Annotated in this window: 24 protein-coding genes; 16 read left to right on the top strand and 8 right to left on the bottom strand. The window is 39.2% G+C overall.

Annotated features, from left to right (window positions below; translation table 11 throughout):
- The first annotated feature begins 106 nt into the window (after positions 1-106).
- Positions 107-730, top strand: coding sequence for a TetR/AcrR family transcriptional regulator (locus AC3Z9T_RS04000; RefSeq protein ID WP_490124902.1), 624 nt, complete (start codon positions 107-109; stop codon positions 728-730).
- A 171-nt stretch (positions 731-901) separates the two neighbouring features.
- On the opposite strand, the gene AC3Z9T_RS03995 is transcribed toward AC3Z9T_RS04000, so the two are convergent.
- Together AC3Z9T_RS03995 and AC3Z9T_RS03990 are read right to left on the bottom strand one after the other, a co-directional pair.
- On the bottom strand, positions 902-1,180 hold the full coding sequence (locus AC3Z9T_RS03995; RefSeq protein WP_490124901.1) for a VF530 family protein: 279 nt from the start codon (positions 1,178-1,180) through the stop codon (positions 902-904).
- A 405-nt stretch (positions 1,181-1,585) separates the two neighbouring features.
- A complete protein-coding gene (locus tag AC3Z9T_RS03990; protein WP_490124900.1) occupies positions 1,586-2,053 on the bottom strand; it encodes a GNAT family N-acetyltransferase in 468 nt (155 codons plus the stop codon).
- Between the two features lie 167 nt (positions 2,054-2,220).
- Here AC3Z9T_RS03990 and AC3Z9T_RS03985 point away from each other — a divergent pair, with 167 nt between their 5' ends.
- The 4 genes from AC3Z9T_RS03985 to AC3Z9T_RS03970 all read left to right on the top strand — a co-directional run bounded on the left by AC3Z9T_RS03985 (position 2,221) and on the right by AC3Z9T_RS03970 (position 5,366).
- Complete coding sequence (locus tag AC3Z9T_RS03985) at positions 2,221-3,843, top strand: mucoidy inhibitor MuiA family protein (RefSeq protein WP_490124899.1); 1,623 nt, start codon at positions 2,221-2,223, stop codon at positions 3,841-3,843.
- A gap of 76 nt (positions 3,844-3,919) precedes the next feature.
- Positions 3,920-4,669, top strand: a complete 750-nt coding sequence (gene ydfG / locus AC3Z9T_RS03980; RefSeq protein ID WP_490125138.1) for a bifunctional NADP-dependent 3-hydroxy acid dehydrogenase/3-hydroxypropionate dehydrogenase YdfG — start codon at positions 3,920-3,922, stop codon at positions 4,667-4,669.
- 78 nt (positions 4,670-4,747) lie between these two features.
- A complete protein-coding gene (locus AC3Z9T_RS03975) occupies positions 4,748-5,107 on the top strand; it encodes a DUF1283 family protein (protein ID WP_490124898.1) in 360 nt (119 codons plus the stop codon).
- Between the two features lie 25 nt (positions 5,108-5,132).
- Positions 5,133-5,366 (top strand): DUF1161 domain-containing protein, encoded by a 234-nt coding sequence (locus tag AC3Z9T_RS03970; RefSeq protein WP_490124897.1) that lies wholly within the window; start codon positions 5,133-5,135, stop codon positions 5,364-5,366.
- 49 nt (positions 5,367-5,415) lie between these two features.
- Here the strand turns inward: AC3Z9T_RS03970 and bioD are convergent, their stop codons facing one another.
- The 3 genes from bioD to AC3Z9T_RS03955 form a co-directional block, all read right to left on the bottom strand.
- Positions 5,416-6,090 carry a dethiobiotin synthase gene (gene bioD, locus AC3Z9T_RS03965; protein WP_490124896.1) on the bottom strand — a complete coding sequence of 225 codons (675 nt, stop codon included), beginning with the start codon at positions 6,088-6,090 and terminating at the stop codon, positions 5,416-5,418.
- A gap of 142 nt (positions 6,091-6,232) precedes the next feature.
- Positions 6,233-7,441, bottom strand: coding sequence for an ROK family protein (locus AC3Z9T_RS03960; protein WP_490124895.1), 1,209 nt, complete (start codon positions 7,439-7,441; stop codon positions 6,233-6,235).
- A gap of 132 nt (positions 7,442-7,573) precedes the next feature.
- Positions 7,574-8,476, bottom strand: coding sequence for a LysR family transcriptional regulator (locus AC3Z9T_RS03955; RefSeq protein ID WP_490124894.1), 903 nt, complete (start codon positions 8,474-8,476; stop codon positions 7,574-7,576).
- A 114-nt stretch (positions 8,477-8,590) separates the two neighbouring features.
- On the opposite strand from AC3Z9T_RS03955, the gene AC3Z9T_RS03950 reads away from it, so the two are divergent.
- The 3 genes from AC3Z9T_RS03950 (at position 8,591) to tus (ending at position 11,566) form a co-directional block, all read left to right on the top strand.
- Entirely contained in the window at positions 8,591-9,844 is a 1,254-nt protein-coding gene (locus AC3Z9T_RS03950) for an MFS transporter (protein ID WP_490124893.1), read from the top strand.
- Positions 9,845-9,958: 114 nt separating this feature from the next.
- Positions 9,959-10,522, top strand: coding sequence for a lytic polysaccharide monooxygenase (locus tag AC3Z9T_RS03945; protein WP_490124892.1), 564 nt, complete (start codon positions 9,959-9,961; stop codon positions 10,520-10,522).
- A gap of 123 nt (positions 10,523-10,645) precedes the next feature.
- On the top strand, positions 10,646-11,566 hold the full coding sequence (gene tus, locus AC3Z9T_RS03940) for a DNA replication terminus site-binding protein (protein WP_490124891.1): 921 nt from the start codon (positions 10,646-10,648) through the stop codon (positions 11,564-11,566).
- 328 nt (positions 11,567-11,894) lie between these two features.
- Here tus and fumC read toward each other — a convergent pair whose 3' ends face one another.
- Positions 11,895-13,292, bottom strand: coding sequence for a class II fumarate hydratase (gene fumC / locus AC3Z9T_RS03935; protein WP_490124890.1), 1,398 nt, complete (start codon positions 13,290-13,292; stop codon positions 11,895-11,897).
- A gap of 179 nt (positions 13,293-13,471) precedes the next feature.
- On the opposite strand from fumC, the gene manA reads away from it, so the two are divergent.
- The 3 genes from manA (at position 13,472) to add (ending at position 17,518) form a co-directional block, all read left to right on the top strand.
- Positions 13,472-14,650 (top strand): mannose-6-phosphate isomerase, encoded by a 1,179-nt coding sequence (manA, locus tag AC3Z9T_RS03930; RefSeq protein WP_490124889.1) that lies wholly within the window; start codon positions 13,472-13,474, stop codon positions 14,648-14,650.
- A gap of 110 nt (positions 14,651-14,760) precedes the next feature.
- Positions 14,761-16,410: a YdgA family protein gene (locus AC3Z9T_RS03925; protein ID WP_490124888.1), complete on the top strand. Its 1,650-nt coding sequence runs from the start codon at positions 14,761-14,763 to the stop codon at positions 16,408-16,410.
- Positions 16,411-16,516: 106 nt separating this feature from the next.
- Positions 16,517-17,518: an adenosine deaminase gene (gene add, locus AC3Z9T_RS03920; RefSeq protein ID WP_490124887.1), complete on the top strand. Its 1,002-nt coding sequence runs from the start codon at positions 16,517-16,519 to the stop codon at positions 17,516-17,518.
- 153 nt (positions 17,519-17,671) lie between these two features.
- Here add and AC3Z9T_RS03915 read toward each other — a convergent pair whose 3' ends face one another.
- Together AC3Z9T_RS03915 and AC3Z9T_RS03910 are read right to left on the bottom strand one after the other, a co-directional pair.
- Positions 17,672-18,646, bottom strand: coding sequence for a bile acid:sodium symporter family protein (locus tag AC3Z9T_RS03915; RefSeq protein ID WP_490124886.1), 975 nt, complete (start codon positions 18,644-18,646; stop codon positions 17,672-17,674).
- Positions 18,647-18,693: 47 nt separating this feature from the next.
- Positions 18,694-19,737: an oxidoreductase gene (locus AC3Z9T_RS03910; RefSeq protein WP_490124885.1), complete on the bottom strand. Its 1,044-nt coding sequence runs from the start codon at positions 19,735-19,737 to the stop codon at positions 18,694-18,696.
- 112 nt (positions 19,738-19,849) lie between these two features.
- Between AC3Z9T_RS03910 and AC3Z9T_RS03905 the strand changes: the two genes are divergently transcribed.
- The 5 genes from AC3Z9T_RS03905 to rsxD all read left to right on the top strand — a co-directional run bounded on the left by AC3Z9T_RS03905 (position 19,850) and on the right by rsxD (position 25,170).
- Complete coding sequence (locus AC3Z9T_RS03905) at positions 19,850-20,290, top strand: DUF2569 domain-containing protein (RefSeq protein WP_490124884.1); 441 nt, start codon at positions 19,850-19,852, stop codon at positions 20,288-20,290.
- Positions 20,291-20,378: 88 nt separating this feature from the next.
- Complete coding sequence (gene rsxA / locus AC3Z9T_RS03900) at positions 20,379-20,960, top strand: electron transport complex subunit RsxA (RefSeq protein ID WP_070928081.1); 582 nt, start codon at positions 20,379-20,381, stop codon at positions 20,958-20,960.
- Positions 20,960-21,565, top strand: coding sequence for an electron transport complex subunit RsxB (rsxB, locus tag AC3Z9T_RS03895; RefSeq protein WP_490124883.1), 606 nt, complete (start codon positions 20,960-20,962; stop codon positions 21,563-21,565). Before rsxA ends, rsxB begins: the two co-directional genes overlap by 1 nt.
- A complete protein-coding gene (gene rsxC / locus AC3Z9T_RS03890) occupies positions 21,558-24,071 on the top strand; it encodes an electron transport complex subunit RsxC (RefSeq protein WP_490124882.1) in 2,514 nt (837 codons plus the stop codon). Before rsxB ends, rsxC begins: the two co-directional genes overlap by 8 nt.
- Positions 24,072-24,084: 13 nt before the next feature.
- Positions 24,085-25,170: an electron transport complex subunit RsxD gene (gene rsxD / locus AC3Z9T_RS03885; RefSeq protein WP_490124881.1), complete on the top strand. Its 1,086-nt coding sequence runs from the start codon at positions 24,085-24,087 to the stop codon at positions 25,168-25,170.
- Positions 25,171-25,177 lie beyond the last annotated feature (7 nt).

The raw sequence follows: 25,177 nt of genomic DNA, 5'->3' as shown, positions 1-25,177 counted from the left end.
AGAATTAGGCTATTTTTGATGGAAACATGATGGCTGTCAATTTATTTTGTAGCGATCACTATAAAATAAATGAGAAGTGATAAATTAACTGTTGGAAAACAAGTATATGACTCAAACAAAACGCGGGCGGCCAAAAGGCTTTGATCAGCAAGATGCTTTAGCTAAAGCGATGTTACTGTTTTGGGAAAATGGTTATGTTGCCACATCTATTAGTGATTTAACTAGAGCACTAGGGATCACTGCACCTAGTTTATACTGCGCTTTTGGTGATAAAGCAGCCTTGTTTAATCAATGCATTGATTATTATTTAACTCATGAGGCTTGTCCTATTCTTGCTATTATGAAGCAAGCAAAGACGGCTAAGGTCGCAATTGAATTACTAATGTATGATACTGCGAAACGATTGGCGCAACCTGATAAACCTGCAGGCTGCATGCTAATTACGGCTACAATGAATGGGACAAAACAAATCGAAGAAGTATCACAAAATGTGCATGAAAAGCGACAAAACTACCAAGAGATTTTACTAAAGAGATTAGAGCAGGGCATTGAAGAAGGTGATATTGCCCCAGATGCACCGATTCATGCAATCGCTGATTTTTATATTACAGTCATTAATGGTTTAACAATACAAGCCTGTGATGGCGCTAATATTGATAAACTTAATCAGGTTATCCTAAATGCAATCAAAGCATGGTCAATATTTAATGTTGATGTTAACCAATCTTAAGTTAATAACGAGTATTCAACCGATAATGCTCGTTATTTTTTAAATTAAATCAATATATTAACCAGTAAGACTGCTAAATTTAAAGGTGATATTGGGGGGCTATCTGATGGAGAAGGTTGACGTTTGTGCGTCAAGATACTTATTAGTAAACGTTAATATTATTGTTTACTTTTAACGCCGTGAGTTACACCAAGGATCATTAGAATATGATTCAGTATTATCAATCGAATTATTTTCTATCATATCCAGATAGAGTAATTCAACTTCAGCTCTTGCCCATGGCGTTCGACGAAGAAACTTTAAGCTCGATTTAACACTCGGATCTTTGTTAAAGCAGTTTATTTTTATAATTCGCCCAAGTTGGCTCCAACCGTATCTATCAACCAATGCATTAACTTGCATTTCTAGTGTAACTCCATGTAAAGGGTCTTTCGATTTATATTCTTTCATTGCGGCATATCCGAAGCATAGGCTATAGGCTAGGTTATTATTAAGCGCATATAAATAAGCTGAACATGAATTTAAGTCAATAGGGTGTTAACAATGATTGAACGATCAAGAACGATTCTTGATGCAATATCTTATTTAACATAATATGCATTATGCGAACCTAAGCATGAAATGAAGAAATCCAGCGTTCTGGCTGGTTAATCATGTTGGCTTGTTTAGGCTCTAAATCGATGTTTTTTCCATCATCTGTTATCATTAGCTCAATCTTAGATCTTCATGGTAAGTTCAAATGAAAATGCATAACCCGCCACACGTCGGCGAACTCATTAATGAAACCTTAATTGAATCAAATATTGATATCGCCACATTCGCTAAAATGTTAGATGCTGAAGCGTCTAATAGTTGTCAACATCCTGCAAACAATCTAAATCTCTGAAAACAAATACCATCACACATACTGGTGCCATCAGACTGGAAACCATAACGGGATACTGCTTTAGCTGCTCTGGATAATGGTAGTAAAATGGTTACACTCTCAAGGTTCATTTCATCAAATGCTCGGCGAATGATTTCTTTATAAATCATTTTTCCTATTCCCCAATATTTAGGATGAAGCACCAATGCGAGATCTGCATCGTCATCTTCTTTTTGTAACCCTCCCCAACCTACAAATTCTCCATCAACAACAAAGGCCCAAGGGCCGTAACCATGAATATCCCATTGTGAATCTTTTTCTTTAGCCCAAGCGAGGCTTTTTTCAATATTAAAATCAGGGCTGCCTAGTGGCATATGTCGGAGAACTTCAGGATGGTTGTTTAATTCGACGAACTTACTCGGTTCTATTTCAGTCAGTTTTTTAAATTCTAGTTGCATGTTCTTCCTTATTATGAACTTTTGCAGAATATGATCATGATATTTTATAAGTAGTTAATTGCATACCAGATAAGCACTATATTTAGGCTTATTCTGTTATCTAGATATTGCTAGATGAAATATGATGCCTGTAATCAGTGACTTTTTACGCATTTCTGGAGCTAAACATGCCTATTGCATTAAGATTGACTAAAGGGTTCATATTATTCTCAGCATTTTTTTCGTTACAAGCCTTCGCTAATGAAATGCATCCAATAAATAAAGCGTTAAAACTGAATCAAGCCACTATATTTTTGCGTGGTGCAGAGCTTAACAATAGTGCTGAATTGGAACTTCCTGCTGGTCAAAGTCAAATAATTCTAACGAATGTGGCTCAAAATATAGATAAGCAAAGTTTATCGATTAATTTTGCAAGCGATGATGTCCTCATTCGTTCAGTTAACTTACAGCAAGTACCTGTAAATCCATCGTATTCTGCTGATATCACAGCATTGATAAATCAAATAAATGATATAGAAAGCCAGATTGCAAATGTCAATATCAACGTAAAAGTTAATGATGAACAACTTGCATTGCTTAAAGATCAGCGATTTTTTGGTGAATCTAATTCATTATCTTTAGAGCAATCTTCATTAAAACTCGATTTTATTCGTAAACAAATGGCATCAATTCTCAGCGAACAGCGCGTACATGAACAAGAAATAAAAAAGCTAACCGAGCAAGCTGAGCTATTACAGGCGCAATTAGAAAATAAAATGCCAGCTAATACGAATTCTCAAACAGAAATTGTGCTTACTGTCGATGCACCTAAAAACATGACTACAGGTATGTTAGTTTCTTATATGACCCCTGATGCAGGCTGGTCACCCTCTTATGATATAAGAGCAAAAGAGATTGATAAACCATTACTGTTAACTTATAAAGCAGACATTATTCAAAATACGGGTATTAACTGGGATCAGGTTAAATTATCCCTTTCATCAACTAACCCTACACGTAATATTATTCCCCCTACTTTATCGCCTTGGTATTTATCTGTTTATAATGAGCAAATGGCAGATATGGCCGGAGGCAAAATGATGATGGAAATGGCGCCATCAGCCCCTGCTCCAATTGCTAGAATGAGTGCTAAGAAAGTTAATTCAGGTATCGCTGATTATGTGGTAACCGACACCAATGGTGTAAACCTTAGCTACAATATCGAATTACCTTATAGTTTAACGAGTGCACCTCAATCCAAATCAATTACGATTAAGCAACAAGATGTTGATGCTAAATATCGTTATACTGCAGCACCAAAATTGGCTGAAGAGGTTTATCTACAAGCTGAAATTGATAATTGGGAAAGCCTTAATTTGCTCAATGGCCCAGCAAATATCTATTTGATGAATAATTTTGTGGGTAGTTATCAATTGACGACCGATCAGCTGACAAAAACACTAGATGTACCTTTTGGTGCAGACAAAAATATCCAAATAAGCCGTGTAAATAACGAGATATTACGCAAAAAACCAACTTTTATTGGTTCAACGATTGAGCAAAAAGAAAGCTATATTATTAAAGTTAAAAACAACCGTAATAATGATATAAACCTTGTAGTTTATGATCAGTTACCTGTTAGCCAAGATAGCGAGATTAAAATTACGGATATCGAATATGGAAACGGTCAATTAGATAAAACAAATGGTGAAATTGAGTGGGACTTGATACTGAAACCCAATCAACAAACTGAAATTCCGCTTAATTACATCCTTAAATATCCAAAAGAGAAACATATCATCGGGTTATGATCGGTAATTTGTAGAACGATGCCGCTAGCGCTAGAATGATGTAATACTAATCGATAACAATTTGACAGGGGTAATGATGATTATTTTAGTTACAGGTGCAACATCAGGTTTTGGTGAAGCAATTGCTCGTCGTTTTATACAACATGGTGCGACTGTCATTGGTACTGGCCGTCGCTCTGAACGCTTAGCTGCATTACAAAAAGAATTAGGTAATAGTTTTTATCCTTTGACTCTCGATGTAAGAGATAGACAAGCAATACAAACCGCGATCGCCGAGCTACCTGCTTCATTGAAAAATATTGATGTCCTTGTTAATAATGCAGGATTAGCTCTAGGTGTAGAGCCAGCATTCAATGCTAATCCAGATGATTGGGCAACAATGATTGATACCAATACTAAAGGTTTAGTCAATATGACATATGAAGTTCTGCAAACAATGGTGGCTAACAATCATGGACATATTATCAATATTGGTTCAACAGCAGCCAATTGGCCATACAAAGGTGGAAATGTTTATGGCGCAACAAAAGCATTTGTTAGACAATTCTCTTTAGGATTGCGAGCTGATCTTCAAGGTAAAAAAATACGTGTTACAGATATTGAACCTGGCTTAGTCGGTGGAACTGAATTTTCAAATGTTCGTCTTAAAGGTGATGACGACAAAGCCGCAAATATATATAAAGGCGCAGATGCATTAACACCTAATGATATCGCTGAAACTGTATACTGGGTCGCTAGTTTGCCTGCTCGTATGAACGTTAATACTTTGGAATTGATGCCTGTTTGTCAGACTTTTGCTGGTTTGACTATTCATAAAGAAGCGTGATCTTTCGTACTTTTCTAAAGGACTTAAGTCAATTTTTATGGTTACATGGTAAGAATGGAACTAAAGTAAGGAATTAAAATGAACTCATCATCAAAGTTTATTAAACATGGTTTAGCTGCATTACTTCTGTGTCTTCCATTGGTGGGAGCACAAGCAGCTAGTGTCAACTGTACTGCTGGAAGCACTTGTGTTACTTCTGGTAACGTTGATAGTACTTTGACAAAGGAACAAGCCCGTCAAGAAAAGGAACAATGGGATCAAACGCGTAAACTGCGTACCAAAGTTAACTCTCGTACTGAAAAAGAGTTCGACAAAATTGATGCTGCATTCGATGCTAAAGATGCATGTGAAAAAAGCCTTAATTTGAATGCTTATTGGGAGCCAAGTACTCAACGCTGCCTTGATGTTAATACCGGACGCCCTATTGTTCGCCCATAACTCATTAGTCAATTAAGGAGTTATTATGAAAATGAGATTTATATTACCTGCACTAGTTGTTCTGCTTGCGCCTGTACTCGCTCAAGCTTCATGTGAAAGTGTGATTGAAGAGATTAAACAAAAAATTATTAATAATGGTGTACCTGCTGATAATTTTAGTTTAGTTGCAGTTTCAAATGATGAAGCAGATCAAACTCAGGGCCAAGTCGTTGGTCACTGTCAAAATGAGACCTATAAAATTCTTTATACGCGTCATTAATAGTAAATGGGCACTTATTTAAGTGCCCATTTAAATTTACTCATTTTTGCTAAGCGTACTCACACATAAACTCTTTCAATCTATCTTTATCCAGATATTGGCAGAGTTCTTTTTCTTCCGGCCTTAATAAATAAGGGATCTCTCCGAGTAATGGCGCTTTTAAGTGTTGCTGTAGCCGGTTAATAATTTGTGCATAGTGGCCTAAACCAGGGTTGATCCGGTTAGCAATCCAACCAACAAGTGGCAAACCATCGGCGCGTATTGCATCAGCCGTTAATAAAGTATGGTTAACACAGCCATGTTGAATACCCACAACCAGTACTACACCTACTTTTTGGTCTTTTAACCAATCGGTATAAAATGTATTGTCATCTAATAAATAACGCCAACCCCCATTTCCTTCAATGACAACTGTATCACACTGGCTATTTAGATTTTCTAAGCCTTGTTTTATCGTATTGAAGTCAATACGATTTTCATGATTATAGTTGTCTTTGATTTTAATAGGATTTACATCATCATATGAAACAAGTTGTTGCGATGCGCCATGTATGAGCAATGCATCTTTGTTTCTCATTCCTTCTGGGGTATCAATACATTTATCTGCAATAGGCTTATAGCCTACGGCTTTAATTCCTTGACTATTAAGTGCCTGCAATATCGCTAATGTGGATACTGTCTTCCCGACATCTGTATCTGTCCCGGTAACAAATAGATTCATCATGGTTATTTTCTATCCTGAAGTGACAGACGACTGCATAATTCGCAGTGAAAAATGATATGGGACCAGTTTATGGGAATGGGGAACTCTTAAGTTTGCGTTAGCTCAATTTTCTAGTTAATAACAATAATTTTATTAACAGCCATTAACCTTGTAGTAACTGAAGCAATAACGAACCGTCATAAAGTGCTTGCAAAATTAATGCAGTTTCACTGTCTTTCTTGGTGATTATAGAACTTTCCATATGTAATTTATCACAATACAGAGGAATTGATTGATAAGTACAATATTGGTGTAAAAGAAAATTGAACTGAGTTGAAATATTATTCAAAGGAGAATTAATTAGAATTAATTCTGTGCCGAAGATGTTTATTAATTGAGAAAGTTGTTTAGCAAGTGTTTGAGCAACATATTCCAATACAAATAAGCAAAGAGGATCTAGGTTTTCAACACCGCTACAGAAGCTTTCAAATGTAATATGGCCATTAGTTAGGCTAGATGACGGATAGCTATCTTTCAATTTAACCAGTTTAGTCAAAATTGCAGGGATCGAAATGACGCTTTCTAGGCACCCTGTTCTGCCACAATAACAACTTTCATTACCATCCTCAATTTTTACATGACCAAAATGTATTGCACGCCGAGTATTACTGTCTAATGCAATCCCATTATTGATAATAGCGGCGTTGACAACATCATCAATTTGTAAGTAAATGATATTTTTTGCTATTCTTTTGGTATGCAAAGAAAAATAATCGGTTAACGCTAATGCATTAACATACGGTTGTATATAGGTTGGCAACCCTGTTTGCTCAGTCAAAAAATCCCCAAGTGATAAATTATTAATATCATGGTTCGCTAACTTATAAATGAACCCAGAGAACGGTTCAATTAAGCCATCGAGCAGAATACTAATTGCAGTCACTCGTTCTAATTGATGTGCATAGGTTGAAAAAAAATCACTAATTAATGCTGCAATCGTGTTTGAAAATTCGTCATTACCTTTTACATTAAAAGGATAATCTTGCTCAATGATAGTCTGTGTATTGATCTCTTTAAGTGAAAGACTAATCGATTTATTATCAAGACGAATTGATAAAAATTGCCATCCTTCGCTTTCTATCACTAAGCCAATTGCAGGACGCCCACGTAAACCTAGTACAGGGAACTCAATTTCTTTAACCAAGTGCGCATCAATCAATTCACGGGTAATTTTAGTAATACTTGCTGGTGCCAGTTGCGACTGCTTTGATAATGCAATTCGGGAAATTGGCCCATATTGATCAATGACTCGGTAAACAATACCAGTATTTAATTGCTTAATCTGATCAATATGCCCCGTTTGGTTTTCCATAATAAACTGTTAAATCCCATTGTATATACTCAAAATAATTCGAGATGCAGCTAGGCGTAATCACTTATACCTCAACGAATGTTCATTATACATCAAGTTAGGGTGATAATGGCTACCTTCATTTGCGCTCGTTCAGCCAACAATATTTTTAATGAGCAAATCGGTCAATTTTTTAGCCGCTGCGGGCAATGCTCTACGAGTATTGTAGACTAACCATACTTCTGATGCTGCTTCAATGTTAGAAAACTTGATATATCTGACACCATCTATTTTCATACGTGTGAAAGATTCTGTGATAATAGAGATCCCCATTCCTGCTGAAATTAATCCCAAAATTGTCATCGCTTCCCCTGCCTCTTGCGATATTGTTGGTGTAATACCGGCGGAGGTTAACAAATTATGGATTTCATCATACAAAGCAGTGCCCACTTCTCTTTCGAAAAATACGAGAGGGTAATCCGCTAATAAGTGAATATCGATCCCCGTCTTTTCATACTTTAATAATGGATGACCTTCATAAACGGCGACCATAAAAGGCTCTTTAAAGAGTAATTGGTAATCTAAATGTTCGGGTAATGCCGTGTTTCGCATGATCCCAATATCAATCCGACCAGTTAGTAATGGCGCTAGTTGTTGTTTAGTGTTCATCTGATGCATGTGAATAGCCACTTCAGGGAATGATTCACGATATTGGCGTAAACTTGTTGTGACCTTATTCATGAAAGGCGTCGTCGAGGTAAAACCTATTGATAACTCCCCTAACTCACCTTTTTCCATTCTCGCTGCCTTAGTTGCAGCAGCATCGACTTGTGACAAAATTTGATAGGCTTCTTTAAGAAACATGTTACCTGCCGGTGTCAACGAAACGTTTCTATTATTGCGCTCTAATAGTTTCGCATGAATTTGTTCTTCAAGTATTTGAATTTGCTGACTCAACGGTGGTTGAGAAATATGCAATCGTTCAGCTGCTCGCCCAAAATGAAGTTCTTCTGCAACAGCAATGAAATATCGTAAGTGTCTTAATTCAATAGCCATTTTTATTTTGATATTTTAAAAGTATTATTTGGAATTATTAATATATTAGACAAAAAACTCGGAAGTTTCTATCTTTGATCGAAATCAATTGGGTTGTTATGACAAGGAACATTTATGGAACATACACCAACAAATCGTCTTACCACTGAAAACACAGCTAACGGAAAGCAAAATAACCCTACTCCGAAAAAACACTATATCCAACGTGATGATTCACTGTACTTGAGAGTAACACTATCCTTTTTCACTGTTGGATTAGCAACATTTGCTCTGCTCTATTTTGTGCAACCAATTTTACCAATGTTATCAGAAGATTTTAACGTATCACCGGCAACAGCCAGTCTTGCTTTATCATTAAGTACGGGGCTCATGGCATTAGGATTGCTGATCACTGGACCTATATCGGATGCGATTGGCCGTAAAAATGTAATGGTCGTCGCATTAACCAGTGCCGCATTGTTTACTTTATTAAGTGCCTTCATGCAAAGCTGGCAAGGAATATTAATAGCGAGAGCGCTGGTTGGCCTGTCATTAAGTGGTGTTGCTGCTGTTGCAATGACTTATTTAAGTGAAGAGATTCACCCTAGCTATGTCGCATTATCGATGGGGTTGTACATTAGTGGTAATTCAATTGGTGGTATGAGCGGCCGTCTTGTAACTGGTGTGATCGCAGATTTCTACTCTTGGCGAGTTGCGGTTATTTTATTAGGTAGCTTAGCGTTAGTTGCTGCAATAGGCTTTTGGCGCTTATTACCACCTTCACAGCATTTTCGCGCTAGTTCATTAAAGCCTAAAAGCCTATGGGTAAACTTACGTCTTCATTTCAGGGATAAAGGTTTGCCATGGCTGTTTATTGAAGGCTTTGTATTGATGGGTGGTTTTGTCACAATGTATAACTATATTGGTTATCGTTTATTAGAAGCTCCTTATCATTTTAGCCAAGCCACGGTTGGTATGCTGTCTATTATTTATTTAACAGGCACATACAGTGCATCTAAATCAGGGAGTCTAACCCGCAAATTCGGCTTAGCCAAAGTCCTTCTTGCCGCATTGACACTTATGCTTATCGGTATTTTATTAACCTTATTTTCAAATTTTTGGGTTATTTTACTAGGTATGACCGTATTAACGACAGGATTCTTTGCTGCACATTCAGTTGCCAGTAGCTGGGTTGGTCATAGAGCTAAACGTGCAAGAGGCCAAGCATCATCTCTTTATCTATTTAGCTATTACGCAGGCTCTAGTATCGCAGGTACTGTCGGGGGGGTGTTTTGGTTAAAATTTGGATGGTCAGGTGTTGCCTTGTTTATTGCTGTATTGTTGGTCATCGGCATGTTGATTGGCTATAAATTAAAAGTTAGTTGTTAAGCAAATCATTAATTCTTAATGTATTTCATTTATTAATACCTATCAAACGATGGAATTTATTTAGAGCGTTTGATTAAGAGAAGATGTTGTCTTCAATCTTAATGAGGACAACATATGAAAAACTTATTTTTACTCTCATTTTTACTTTGCTTTTCTACCGCTGTATTTGCTCATGGGTACGTTGAGGGACCGATGAGCCGTGCCTATTTATGTAAACTACAACAAAATACAGGGTGTGGCTTTGTACAATATGAACCTCAATCCCTTGAGGGTCTAAAAGGTTTTCCACAAAATGGACCTAAAGATGGTAAAATTGCCAGTGCTGGGCTTGATAGATTTGGTGCATTGAATGCACAAACATCATCACGATGGTTAAAAAACGAGATTACTAACCCTCAATTAACGTTTAAATGGCATTTAACTAGGCGTCATGCTACAGCAAAATGGGAATATTTTATTACTAAACCTGGCTGGAACGCTGATCAGCCGTTGACTCGTAAGCAGCTTGTTTTAACCCCTTTTTGTCAATACAAAGAGCCGAGTAATCCACAGACAGATGTAGTCCATAATTGTAAATTACCAGCAGAAAACAAAGGCTATCAGGTTATACTAGCAATTTGGAGTATTACAGATACCTCCAATGCATTTTACCAAGTTATCGATGTTGATATTAAATAGGTCACTTAAGGGGAAAATAGCTCCCCTTTATTGCTGGTTAAATTTTTATTTTGCACAATGTTGAATGTTTGGTATTCTGTTTTTAATAACTAATGCATGTTGTAACTAAATGGATAGCTATAAATGAATAAAGCCAAATATGACCTTCTAGATAGTTTCAAACAATTAGAGAATCAAATTGCCGAATTTAGTTTACAACTATCTCAGATAACCGACTTCACAGCAGTTGTGTTTCGTTTGCCGGACATCTTAAAAGGCGATGAAAACAAAGAAATTAATCAAATTCAGGTTGAAAAAATAACGGGTTTATCGGCTATGAAACTAATAACAGATCATTATAATCTGTTATTCATTCAAGATAAATCAGAATCAACCAGTAACAAATCGGCTATTCGTTTACCTGGCGCTGTATGTGTCAGTACCCCCTATCCCGTTTATCGAAAGCTTCAATCGCAATTAGATGAAATTAATCAATTAAAAAAACAAATCAAACAAATCGTCACTCAAAAATCAGGCATTGATGAGTCACAGCGTTTTGAATTTGTTCATGATAGCTTACATGGTTTACTGACTCTCAATACTTATCGTTCATTAACTTATTTAGTAGATGTGGACACAGTAAGGTTTGGGTGGGCAAATAAAAAGGTTATAAATAAAGTCACCAAAGAACAAGTTTTAAATAAGTTACAAGACTCACTAGAGAGTAATCGCTCACCATTAGGAATGTCTCGAGAACATTGGCAAAGTCAAATTGAACAAGAAATATTGTTGATCAGTAAATTAAATGACGATGTCGTATTAAAAACACAGCGCCCTGTAAAGGTTCAACCTATTGCCCGTGTTTGGGATAGCGTTCAACAAAAACAAACTCAATTAGCTTGCGCTAACCCTTTAATTATATTTGCAGTAGATAAATCTTATGAAGAGATAGTATTAGGAGTTCTACCCGATTATCACGCTGACAATATTACCTTGCGTAATCGTCCTCGTTCAAAACCAGTCGAGCTAATAATCCCTCGGATTAACTTATATTTGGAAATATAGTTCAAGAAGCATTTTTTTATCTACTTTATCACTCGGTGGATACATCAAAACTAGACAGATATTTTAAGGTTTCTCGCTAGGTTTAAATTTTATATTGGCAAATGGGTAGTTTATATTCTTTGCTAAAATTTCTTCATTGTGAAATATGAAATAAACACAATTTGCTCTACTAACAGTTGAAAAAAAAGATATCACATTAATATTACAAAAAATATTCGCCATGATTTAATAACGTTGATTAATTATTAAAGCTATTGATACTAATATAAAAAGCACCTGCTTATTGCTAAACAAGTGCTTTTTTACGGCTAACTAGCAAATTTGCTAATTAACTTTTCATGCTACCAACCATATCTTCTGGACGAACCCACTCATCAAACTGTTCAGCAGTCAGATAATTAAGTTTCAATGCTGCTTGTTTCAGTGTTAGTCCTTCTTTATGTGCTTTCTTAGCAATTTCAGCCGCTTTGTCATAACCAATATGCGTATTAAGCGCAGTAACTAACATCAGCGATTCGTGCAGTAATTTTTCAATACGTTCACGGTTTGGCTCAATACCAATTGCACAGTGCTCATTGAAACTACGCATACCATCAGCCAATAGACGGATAGATTGCAGGAAGTTATCAATTAGCATTGGACGGAAAACGTTCAATTCAAAGTTACCAGAAGCACCACCAATGTTAACAGCAACATCATTACCCATTACTTGCGCGCATAGCATAGTCAGTGCTTCACATTGAGTTGGGTTAACTTTGCCTGGCATGATTGAGCTACCAGGTTCATTTTCAGGGATTGAAATTTCACCAATACCACAACGTGGGCCTGACGCTAACCAACGAACGTCATTAGCAATCTTCATTAATGAAGCCGCCAAGCCTTTCAGTGCACCATGGGAGTGAACTAATGCATCACAAGTCGCTAGTGCTTCAAATTTATTAGGTGAAGTCACGAATGGTTGCCCTGTCAGTTCAGCAATTTTTTTCGCAACACGCACCGCATATTCAGGATGTGTATTTAAACCTGTGCCAACCGCTGTACCACCTAGCGCTAATTCACAAACATGTGGTACTGAGTTTTCGATGTGTTTTTCACTGTGAGCTAGCATCGCTGCCCAGCCAGAAATTTCTTGGCCTAAAGTCAGTGGAGTTGCATCTTGCAGGTGGGTACGACCAATTTTTACGATGTCTTTGAACTCTTTTGCTTTCGCATCTAATACTTTATGCAAGGCTTTCAGTTCAGGTAATAAGTGCTCGCGAATAGCAACAACGGCCGCAACATGCATGGCTGTTGGAAACACATCATTTGAGCTTTGGCTTTTGTTAACATCATCATTAGGGTGAATAAGGCGATCATTTCCTCTTTGTCCACCTAAAATCTCGCTACCACGGTTCGCTAGCACTTCGTTCATGTTCATGTTGCTTTGCGTACCAGAACCTGTTTGCCAGATAGCAAGAGGGAATTCAGTAGGATGTTTACCCGCTAAAACTTCGTCGGCAGCTGCAATTATTGCATCGCCGCGATCTTTAGGGAGTAATCCTAAATCCATGTTCACACTCGCCGCCGCTTTTTTCGTGACTGCTAATGCATGGATCAATGCAACAGGCATCTTTTCTACAGATATACGGAAATGTTCTAAAGAACGCTGAGTTTGCGCGCCCCACAACTGGTCAGCAGGTACTTCGATTGGTCCCATTGAGTCTTTTTCAATGCGAGTGGCTGCCATTACTATCTCCTTAAGTACATACACAGAATAATCGGTTTTAGAATCATTAGCTTGCAGGTAAGCCAATGACAACGAACCTATAATGCCACATATTTAATTTCAATAATGCGACTTAACCGTGTTTATTGTATTGTAGTCAAAAGGAAATAAGTTGATTTTTAGAAAAAGAGAGTTTGTCCATGCTAAAAATGATTAATAAAGTTCAAAATTATGACTGGGGAAGTAAAACGGCGCTGACCCAATTGTACTCCATCCCTAACCCAGAACATTTGCCAATGGCTGAATTATGGATGGGGGCTCATCCAAAAGCGAGTTCTTACGTTATTGACGAAAAAACAGGGCAGAAACTCTCATTAATCGATTACATCGCCCAAAATCCATCCCAAGTTTTAGGTGAAAAAATTGCAGAGACCTTTAAGTCTCGTTTACCATTCTTATTCAAAGTGCTTTGTGCCGCTCAACCCCTATCTGTTCAGGTTCACCCTAATAAAGTTTACGCAGAAGTTGGCTTTGCAAAAGAAAATGCGGCAGGAATTCCGTTAGATTCGTCAGTTCGCAACTATAAAGATGATAATCATAAACCTGAATTAATTTATGCACTCACTCCGTTTAAGGCCATGAATGCCTTTCGCCCATTAGACGAAATTGCTGAGCTCCTTGATTTTGTTTCCGCTGCTCACCCAGAAATTCAGTTTTTTGTTCAATCACCAAGTGAAGATAAACTGGCTAAATTATTTGCACAAATTCTCAGTTTGACGGGAGAACAAAAGGAACTCGCCTTAGGGGTATTAAAAGCTGCATTAAATAGTCGTCAAGGTGAACCGTGGAATACCATAAAACAAATGGTTAGCCTGTATCCCGAAGATACCGGATTGTTTGTACCTCTGTTGCTAAATATCATTGAATTACAACCAGGCGAAGCTATGTTCTTATATGCAAGAACCCCTCATGCGTATATTGAAGGCGTTGGTTTGGAAATCATGGCTAATTCCGATAACGTGTTGCGTGCTGGTTTAACAAATAAGCATATCGATGTTCCTGAATTGATTGCTAATGTCGATTTTATCTCTAAAACCCAAGAAAGTTTACTTAGTGAACCAGAAAAATCAGGAAATATCTGTAAATATCATATACCAGTAGAAGATTTTGCATTTAGTATATATTCTATTAACGACACGGAGATAAACATAACTAATGAAACCGCTTCTATCCTATTCTGCATAGATGGCGAGTTAGTTTTGAAATCAGGCGATGATGAATTAAAGATCTGTTCAGGAGAATCTATTTTTCTTTCTGCCTTTGAAAAAGAAGTTTATGTCACAGGTGTGGGTAAACTCGCTCGCGTGTATAACCTTTAATGTATTTTTTGTGTTTTATTCGTCTTGATTGCACGCAATAGACGGTTGGATGAAACTTGTAAATTTTTATAGTACGTTAGTAAAACGTGCTGAAAGGATGGATGTTTATAATGAAAAAGTCATTAGTTGCAGTTGGTGTGATTGTTGCTGTTGGTGCGGCTTGGAGCGGTGCATCGTGGTATACAGGCTCTAAAGTTGAAAATGAACTGAATAAAATCATCAGCAACACTAACGAGTTCTTTGCTGCAAATGCCCCAGAAGCGGGTATTGTGTTTAAAGTAGAAAACTTTAAACGTGGTGTGTTCTCTTCACAAGCAAACATCGTTATTTCAGCAGCAGAATCTAATGGTGCTGATGAGACTGTGGTGTTCAACACCAACATTGAGCATGGGCCGTTCCCACTGTCACAAGTTGCTAAATTTAATTTAGTTCCAAAACTGGGTGCTGCTCATGTTGAACTAGCGAATAACGCATTCACTAAAGAGCTATTTGATGTCACTAAAGGCAAGCCTTTCATTTCAGGTACTGCTGTTGTTGGTTATAGCAAAAGTATCGACTCTAATTTAGACCTGCTACCAATCGAATACTCTAAAGAAGATGCAAGTATCTCTTTCAGCGGTTCTAAACTGGCGTTTAATACCTCTTCTGATTTTGCTGATGTAGATGCATCAATTATCACTGATAACCTAGTGGTTCAAAAAGCAGATAAAACTGAAGGTATGGCGTTAAAAGGGTTAAAATTAACCACTAACGTAACGAAATCTCAATACGGTTTCTATACCGGTAAGCAAGAGTTAGTTATTGCTGACACTGATGTCAATATTCCAGAAACTAAGTTCTCCTTCAAAAACTTGGTTGTCGCTTCTGATACTGTCCTTGAAAAAGAAAATGTTAAAGGTAGCATTTCCTATAGCATTGATGAACTGAAAGCCTTAGAGCAAAACTTAGGTTCAGGTAAAGTCGCTCTTTCAATCGATAAACTCGATGCAAAAGCACTGGGTAAATTTGTTGAACAGTATAACAAAGCATTAGCTGAAGGTCTGGCAACAGGAGACCCATCTGCGGCAGCTGAACAAGTTGCAATGGATATGATGACCAAAACATTGCCTGAGTTACTGCAAAGCAAACCAACTTTCTCTATCAGCCCGGCTTACTGGAAAAACGATGCAGGTCAAAGCTCAGTAGATTTAAGCATGACCTTCAACAAATGGGATCAAGACGAGCTAACTTCATTAGCAATGGCGAATAAAGTTGATGAAGCTGTTAAGAGCCTACTAACCTCTTTCGACTTTAACTTTACCCTGAACAAACCAATGGCAATTGAGTTAATGGCTCAAGCAGCTATTTTAGATCAAGGTAAACCAGTAGATGCTGCAACTAAGAAACAATATGTAGAGCAAGCAACTGCTGAATTTGAACAAGCACAAGTTATGCTGACTTCAGACATGTTCTCTTCTCCATTTGAAGAAATGTTCATGACTGATGAACAACGTGCTGAAAAAGCAAAACAGAAGAAATCACCTTGGATGGTTGAAAATGGTAACGACCTGACAATGACTATCAAGTTTGCAGGCAACGATATCACCTTCAACGCTGATAAGTACACACTTGCTGATTTCTTAACTAAGATGAAAGTTATGTCTAACCCAGAAGACAATATGGGCTATGAAGAAGACTTAGCAGAACCTGAAATGGGCACTGAAGAAGCGCCAGCAGAAGGTGCTGAGGTTGCAGCACCAGCAGCACCGTCTGCTAACTAATTAATATTAATTAGTTAAAATACTGAACAAACGCCAGCTTTATTTTTAAGCTGGCGTTTTTGCATTTATACTAGAACACCACTATAAAACATAGGAACGATATTCAGTGATCAACAAACAACTCCCACTCACAGACATTCATCGTCATCTCGATGGTAATATCCGCCCTGAAACAATTCTTTCTCTCGCACAACAGCACAATATTATTTTGCCAGCTAATGAAATTGAAAGCCTGCGCCCTCATGTGCAAGTTATCACTCAAGAAGCTGATTTAGTTGGTTTTTTACAAAAATTAGATTGGGGCGTTGCCGTTTTAGCTGACTTAGATGCTTGCAAACGCGTCGCTCAAGAAAATGTTGAAGATGCTTATAATGCAGGTATTGATTATGCTGAACTTCGCTTCTCTCCTTACTATATGGCGATGAAACATCAACTTCCAGTTGAAGGTGTTGTTGAAGCCGTCATTGATGGTATTGCCGCTGGCTGCCAGCAATATGATATAAAAGTAAATCTAATTGGTATTTTGAGCCGTACCTTTGGCCAAGATGCTTGTTCTAAAGAATTAGCTGGCTTATTAGCCCATCGAAACAAACTATGTGCGCTCGATCTTGCCGGTGATGAACTTGGTTTTCCTGGCGCGCTATTCCATAGCCATTTTACGCAGGCACGTGATGCTGGTTTACAAATCACTGTACACGCAGGTGAAGCCGCTGGTGCTGAAAGTATTTGGCATGCAATCAAAGAACTTGGAGCACAACGAATTGGTCATGGAGTGAAAGCTAGTGAAGATCCAAAACTTATTGAGTATTTAGCAACACATAAGATAGGCATCGAAAGCTGCTTAACCTCTAATATTCAAACTAGTACAGTTCCCTCATTGGCTGAACACCCACTTAAAATGTTTTTACGGCATGGTGTCATTGCATCAATCAATACGGATGATCCTGCCGTTGAAGGCATTGAATTAGCCTATGAATATGAAGTTGCAGCGCCTCAAGCAGGGCTGACTCAAGCTGAAATCGAGCAGGCTCAAATCAATGGTTTAGCTATGTCGTTTCTTAGTGACAGCGAAAAGCAGCAATTAAGGCACAAAGCGGCCTTACGCTAGCCCTTTATTTATTGGGCGGAAGCTCCCTTTCTGCCCTGTTTTACGGTTAAAAAACTCAGTTGTTTATGTTTATTTTATTGGTCAAACATAAGTATGTTGTAACTAATAAGGCATGTAACCGAACAAGCTTAAATTGTTCGGTTGATAAATAATTTATTTATTTAGACGTTTGGCATAACGCTGTGCCAGAACAGCACTAACCATTAACTGAATTTGATGGAATATCATTAGTGGTAATAGGATCACGCCAACCACCGAGGATGGAAAAAGCACATTCGCCATTGGCACTCCGTTGGCAAGGCTTTTTTTCGAACCACAGAAGACAATAGTAATTTCATCTTCTTTGCTAAATTTAAACAACCGAGCGGCAATAGTATTTAACATCATAACAATTAGTAAGATAATACAACTTACTACCGCTATCATAAATAACGAAAACGCATCAATCCTTTGCCAAATACCCTCTACAACCGCTTCACTAAATGCCACATAAACAACCAGCAGTATCGATGACCGATCTGTAATATTAATTAACTTACGATTTCTGCTCATCCAATTAGCTAACAGCGGTCGAGATAAGTGCCCCACTACAAATGGTAACATCAATTGCAATAGAATCGCGCCTATCGCATTGAGTGTATCCATAGCTTGGCTACCGTCTTCATCCATTAATAACCCAACAAGTATCGGAGATAAAAACACGCCAAGTATGCTTGAGGCTGATGCACTACAAATTGCGGCAGCAACATTGCCTCCGGCAACAGAAGTAAATGCAATCGCTGACTGTACTGTTGCAGGTAATGCACACAAGTAAAGAAAGCCCATATAAACAGTCGGTGACATCCATGATGGCACCATAAAATGCAGGCCTAGCCCAATAATTGGAAATAAAATGAATGTGCTAGAAAACACCATCAAGTGTAGCCGCCAATGCCCTATCCCAGCAACAATCGACTCCCTAGAGAGTTTTGCACCGTGCATAAAAAAGAGCAGTGCGATTGCAGCAGTCGTTAAATATTGGAAAGCTACCTTAATTTCCCCCTCACAAGGGAACAAGCTAGCAATCACGACAACACAAATCATGATTAATAAAAAAGGATCAATTTTCAGTTTAGCTAACAAATTCATTATATTACCCAATAAAGAACCAGCCAGTGCCGGTTCATTAGTTAATGCTAGAAATCAATATTAATAGTCCGTTTTTCCCGATCAGAACGGATACCTGCTTCAATCAGTTTCATAATATTGATAGCTTCTTGAGGAAGAACTGGCGTTGCCGCACCATTGCGTATTGCGTCATAAATCGCAAGGTAATACCCGCCATAATTACCCTTCTCATTAGTCCATTCTTGAGTAACTAGCTCATCACCTTGTGACAACGTCACATGACCATTGCGTTTATCAATCCCCCAACCATCGCTGGTTGGTAAACACCCTTTTTTCAACTCATCCTCTTGCGAATCAAGCCCATATTTAACATAGCTACCTTTCATACCATGAATAACATACAGTGGTGATTCTGCCGCTGCGACTGTCGTCGCATGTAACACCACTTTTTTATCTGGATAGTTTAACAAAACATGAAAGTAATCAGTCGCTTCTGCATTAGGTCGAATAATGCCTAAATCAGCCGTAATACCAAGCGGTTTACCAAAGAATTGAAGAGCTTGATCTAATAAATGAGGGCCTAGATCATACCAAATACCGCCGCCTGCAACGGCTGATTCACGCCATCTTTGGCGAGTCTCTGGTCGATAGCGATCAAAATGCGATTCATAATATTTGATATCACCCAAACAACCATCAGCAAACAGCTTTTTAAGGGTTAAAAAACCAGCATCCCAACGGCGATTGTGATAAATAGAAAGCAATTTACCTTCTTTAAGCGCTTGTTGTTGTAGCTTTTCTGCTTCTTCTACCGTGACCGTGAATGGCTTATCAACCACCACATGTTTCCCTGCCGCCAAGGCTTGGCTCGCCAATGAATAATGAGTGTCATTTGGTGTTGGAATTATCACCAATTCGATCTCTGGATTGGCAAACAATTTTTCAGGGGAAGAGGTAACGGCAACATTTGGCCAATCTGCGGTGACTTTATTCGGATCGCTACTGGAGATAGCCGTCAATTCATATCCAGGTAAAGTGGCGATAAAAGGTGCATGAAATGTTTTACTGGCATAACCATAACCTACAATACCTACTTTAATCGGTGCAGACATAAGTAACCTCATTAATTATTTTTCATCCGTAAAAAGTATCACCATAACCAATTAATTAGCAAATTAAACTATGGTAGGATACCTATTAATTGATTTTATGGAATAGATTGATATGACGCCTGTTTATGACCATCACCGTATCACTGGTTGGCTTCTTGCCCCTGCTGCTTTTATTTTGCTCACCTTTTTTGCCGTTTGTGCGATGATTGTTATGTATTCCATTAAGCTGTATCAAATAATCACAACAATCGATAACTGGGTGAGCTATATTCCACTTGATTGGTGCTTATCTTTTTTAATCACTGTCGTGATGGCGATATTTACTGCTCATATCATCAAATTAATGTTTAATCGCTCTCGCCATTTCCCTCGTCGCTTTATTATTTGGCTGCTTGTTTTGTTGCTACTAGGACTAAAAACCTTTGCCTTTGCAGCTGTTGATGATGCTACCGCCCTTAAAGCACTAGCTTGGCCTCTTATAGGCGCAGGTTTCTTTGTTCCCTATATCAAGAATTCTGCGCGTGTGAAAATGACTTTCACACAAGATCGATAAGCATCACAAAAATAGCTTGTTATGATACAGCCTGTTTAACTGACATCCGTCGGTTTTTGTATTTTTAATTTTGTTTTCAGGCTCTGAAATGACTGATTATCTACTGCTATTTATTGGAACCGTACTGGTTAATAACTTTGTACTGGTGAAATTCCTTGGTCTATGCCCTTTTATGGGCGTATCAAAAAAACTCGAAACGGCCATTGGAATGGGGTTTGCTACGACTTTCGTGATGACGCTCGCGGCAATCTCTTCTTGGTTAATGGATACCTTAATATTGGTACCCCTTGATCTCCTTTACTTACGCACTTTAAGCTTTATTTTAGTCATTGCCGTTGTTGTGCAATTCACCGAAATGGTTGTTAGAAAAACCAGCCCAACCCTATATCGCCTACTGGGGATTTTTCTACCACTGATCACCACTAACTGTGCTGTGCTTGGTGTCGCACTACTTAATATTAACCAATCACATGGCTTCTTACAGTCCGCTGTCTATGGTTTCGGCGCCGCTGTTGGCTTTTCATTAGTTATGGTGCTATTTGCTGCTATTCGTGAACGCCTTGCAGTTGCTGATGTGCCTGCACCTTTTCGTGGCTCATCGATTGGCTTGATTACTGCTGGGCTGATGTCTTTAGCGTTTATGGGCTTTAGTGGTTTGGTGAAATTCTAATGATGTCGTTATGGATTGCTATTGCTATTTTAGCTGTATTCGGGCTGATTTTTGGCCTGATCCTTGGTTATGCCTCTTTACGTTTTAAGGTTGAAGAGGATCCTATCGTAGAAAAAATTGATGCTATTTTGCCACAGAGCCAATGTGGCCAATGTAGCTACCCTGGTTGTCGTCCGTATGCGGAAGCTGTTGCCAACAATGGTGAAATGATCAACAAATGTGCTCCTGGTGGCGAACAAGTGATGCTGAAATTAGCAGAACTTCTTAATGTGGATCCTCAACCTATCGATGGTGATGAAAGCGCACAAAATCCTGTACGTAAAGTCGCCATTATTGATGAAGACAATTGTATTGGTTGTACTAAATGCATCCAAGCTTGCCCTGTAGATGCCATTGTTGGTGCAACTCGTGCGATGCATACCGTTATTGAAGATTTATGTACTGGGTGTGATTTATGTGTTGCTCCTTGTCCAACAGATTGTATTGAACTCGTCCCCGTGAAAACGACTACTGCAAATTGGAAATGGGATTTAAACAGCATCCCAGTTAAAAATATCCCTGTATCACCTAATCAAACAACTGTTCGAGGTGATGCACATGTTTAATCTATTCAACTGGTTGAAAAAAGACAATATTTGGGACTTTTCAGGTGGTATACATCCACCTGAAATGAAGTTACAATCGAGCCAAGCACCAATGCGTGTCGCCGCTGTACCTGATGAATTGGTCATCCCACTACAGCAACATTTAGGCCCCGAAGGTGAACTAATTGTAAATGTTGGCGACCACGTTTTAAAAGGCCAGCCATTGACTCGAGGAGTTGGTCGTACCGTTCCAGTACACGCATCTACGTCAGGTACCATTACTGCCATCAAACCGATGGTTACAGCACATCCTTCAGGTTTAAAAGAACTTTCAGTTTGTCTCAAATCTGATGGCCATGACACATGGTGTGAACTACATCCTGAGGTGGATTATTTACGTTTAACGCCTCAACAATTACTGCAAAAAATCGAACAAGCCGGTATTGCTGGTTTAGGCGGTGCTGGGTTCCCTACGGCATCAAAACTTGCCGGTGGTAAAGATGCTATTAAAACCTTAATTATTAATGCGGCGGAATGTGAGCCTTATATCACGGCAGATGACCGCTTAATGCAGGAACATGCAGAAGAAGTGATTGAAGGTTGCCGTGTATTGCAGCATTTGTTAAACCCAGATCAAGTGCTAATCGGTATTGAAGACAACAAACCAGAAGCCATTGCCGCCTTAAACCATGCTATTACTGTACACGATCGACAAATTATTGTTCGAGTCATACCAACCAAATACCCTTCTGGTGGCGCAAAACAGTTAACTAAAATATTAACTGGTAAAGAAGTGCCATCTGGTGCGCGCTCGTCACAAATCGGCGTATTGATGCAAAATGTGGGAACCGTCGTTGCCATTAAACGAGCTGTTATTAATGGGCAACCTTTAATTGAGCGTGTTGTAACTGTTACCGGTGAATCTATTACATCACCGGGTAACTTTTGGGTACGTTTAGGAACGCCTGTATATCACCTACTAAAACAAACAGGTTTTACTCCTGCAACAGAACAAATGGTGATCATGGGTGGACCACTAATGGGCTTTACTTTGCCTGATCTTAACGTCCCCGTGGTGAAAATTTGTAACTGTTTATTAGTACCAAGTATTGAAGAAGTGGGACAAAAACCTCTCGAAGAAGCTTGTATTCGTTGTGGTTTATGTGTTGAGGCTTGCCCTGCCGCCTTGTTACCTCAACAGTTATATTGGTTTAGTAAAGGCAAAGAACACGAAAAAGCTGAAAAGCATAATCTGTTTGATTGTATTGAATGTGGCGCCTGTGCTTATGTATGCCCAAGTAATATTCCGTTAGTACAATATTACCGACAAGAAAAAGCTGAAATACGCGAGATTAATCAAGAAGAGCGGCGTGCTGCTGAAGCTAAATTACGCTTTGAAGCCAAACAACAGCGCATGGAGCGTGAAAAACTCGCTCGTGAAGAACGCCATAAAAAAGCGGCTGTACAGGTCGAGGCATCAGATAAGGATGCTGTCGCTGCTGCACTTGCTCGAGTTAAAGCTAAACAGTCTACTGCAACAACAGACATTAATGTCATCACAGGAGCCGAACCTGATAATAGCGCTGTTATTGCAGCTAGAGCGGCGCGTAAAGAACTTGCTCGTGCTAAACAGGCTGAAAAACAAGCGGTTGCGACTACAGCTAGCGATGTAGCGGATGATCCACGTAAAGCTGCCGTTGCTGCGGCACTGGCTCGAGCTAAAGCTAAAAAAGCTGAACAAGCGGCAAAAGGTGACACTGTCACTAAGGCAGTTGAGTTAGCCACATCAAATGAGACTGATGATCCACGCAAAGCCGCCGTTGCTGCTGCAATAGCTCGCGCTAAAGCGAAGAAAGCCGCACAACAAGCTGAAACTGTGCCAGTGACTACGGAGTCTGAAACACCTGTTGAAGATGGCGACATTGACCCGCGTAAAGCTGCCGTTGCTGCTGCGATTGCTCGTGCTAAAGCGAAGAAAGCCGCCCAGCAACCTGAAACAGTACCCGTGGCTGCGGAACCTGAAGCATCAATAGACGCTGTAGAAGTCGATCCTCGCAAAGCAGCTGTGGCTGCGGCTATTGCCCGTGCTAAAGCGAAGAAAGCCGCCCAGCAACCTGAAACAGTACCCGTGGCTGCGGAACCTGAAGTATCAATAGACGCTGTAGAAATCGATCCTCGCAAAGCGGCTGTGGCTGCGGCTATTGCCCGTGCTAAAGCGAAGAAAGCCGCCCAGCAATCTGAAACAGTCCCCGTGGCTGCGGAGCCTGAAGCATCAATAGACGCTGTAGAAGTCGATCCTCGCAAAGCGGCTGTGGCTGCGGCTATTGCCCGTGCTAAGGCAAAAAAATTAGCACAAGAAAAAGCACAAGCTGTTGCTCAAGTTAGAGAAGAAGAGTTGCTATCCCCCGCAGCCGATCTCCCTATCGAAGAAGAAACGGATCCACGAAAAATTGCAGTTGCAGCAGCCATAGCTCGAGTAAAAGCTAAACAAGCTCAAAAGCAAAATGAACAAACAACGACAGAGTAAGTGATTAAATACCATGAAATTTAGGCCTATTGACCCAAATAATCGTCGATTAAAAATCGCTAGCGCGCCGTTTACCCACGATAAACAAAGCACCAGTTCAGTAATGTTTTGGGTATTACTGGCTGCGATACCTGGCATTGCAGCACAACTCTATTTTTTTGGTATTGGAACTCTCTATCAAATCATTTTAGCTATGCTCACTGCATTAATTGCAGAAGGCATTTCTATACGTCTACGCAAACAACCTGTTATTAACATATTGAAAGATAACTCAGCGATTGTTACAGCCTTACTCCTAGGCGTAAGTTTACCGCCATTGGCACCATGGTGGATGATTGTTTTAGGAACCGCTTTTGCCATTATTATTGCCAAGCAATGCTACGGTGGGCTAGGCCAAAACCCATTTAACCCAGCAATGGTTGGATATGTCGTATTATTGATCTCATTTCCAGTACAAATGACTAGTTGGCTACCACCTCATGAATTGCAATCTCTTAGCGTCAATCCCTTAGAAAGTTTAGCAATTATCTTTACTGGCCACACTCCAACAGGTGTTACCCTCGATGCACTACGTATGGGGGTTGATGGTATGAGCCAAGCAACACCATTAGACAGCTTTAAAACCGGCCTGCTAACTCACTCAATTTCTGATGTCCTACAACAGCCTATTTTGCAAGGATCATTAGCAGGCATTGGTTGGCAATGGGTGAATATTGGCTATTTAGTCGGTGGCTTGATTATGCTGAACCGCCGCATTATCAATTGGCAAATACCTGTTTCATTCCTTGTAACATTAGCCTTTTGTGCGACTGTCAGTTGGTTATTAGATGATAGTCGTTATTCATCACCTGTGTTGCAATTATTATCTGGTGCAACCATGTTAGGCGCATTTTTTATTGCCACCGACCCAGTTACGGCATCCACAACGCCTAAAGGTCGTCTTATTTATGGAGTGATGATTGGTTTATTAGTTTGGTTAATTCGTGTTTATGGCGGTTACCCCGACGCAATCGCTTTTGCTGTATTATTGACCAATATTGCCGTCCCTCTCATTGACCATTATACGCAGCCTCGCGCATACGGACATGGACATAAGTAAGGAGTCT

The organism is Providencia sp. 6390 (assembly GCF_058148425.1).
The sequence above is the reverse complement of the archived record's forward strand: the minus strand, read 5'-3'. Positions and strand labels throughout refer to the sequence as shown.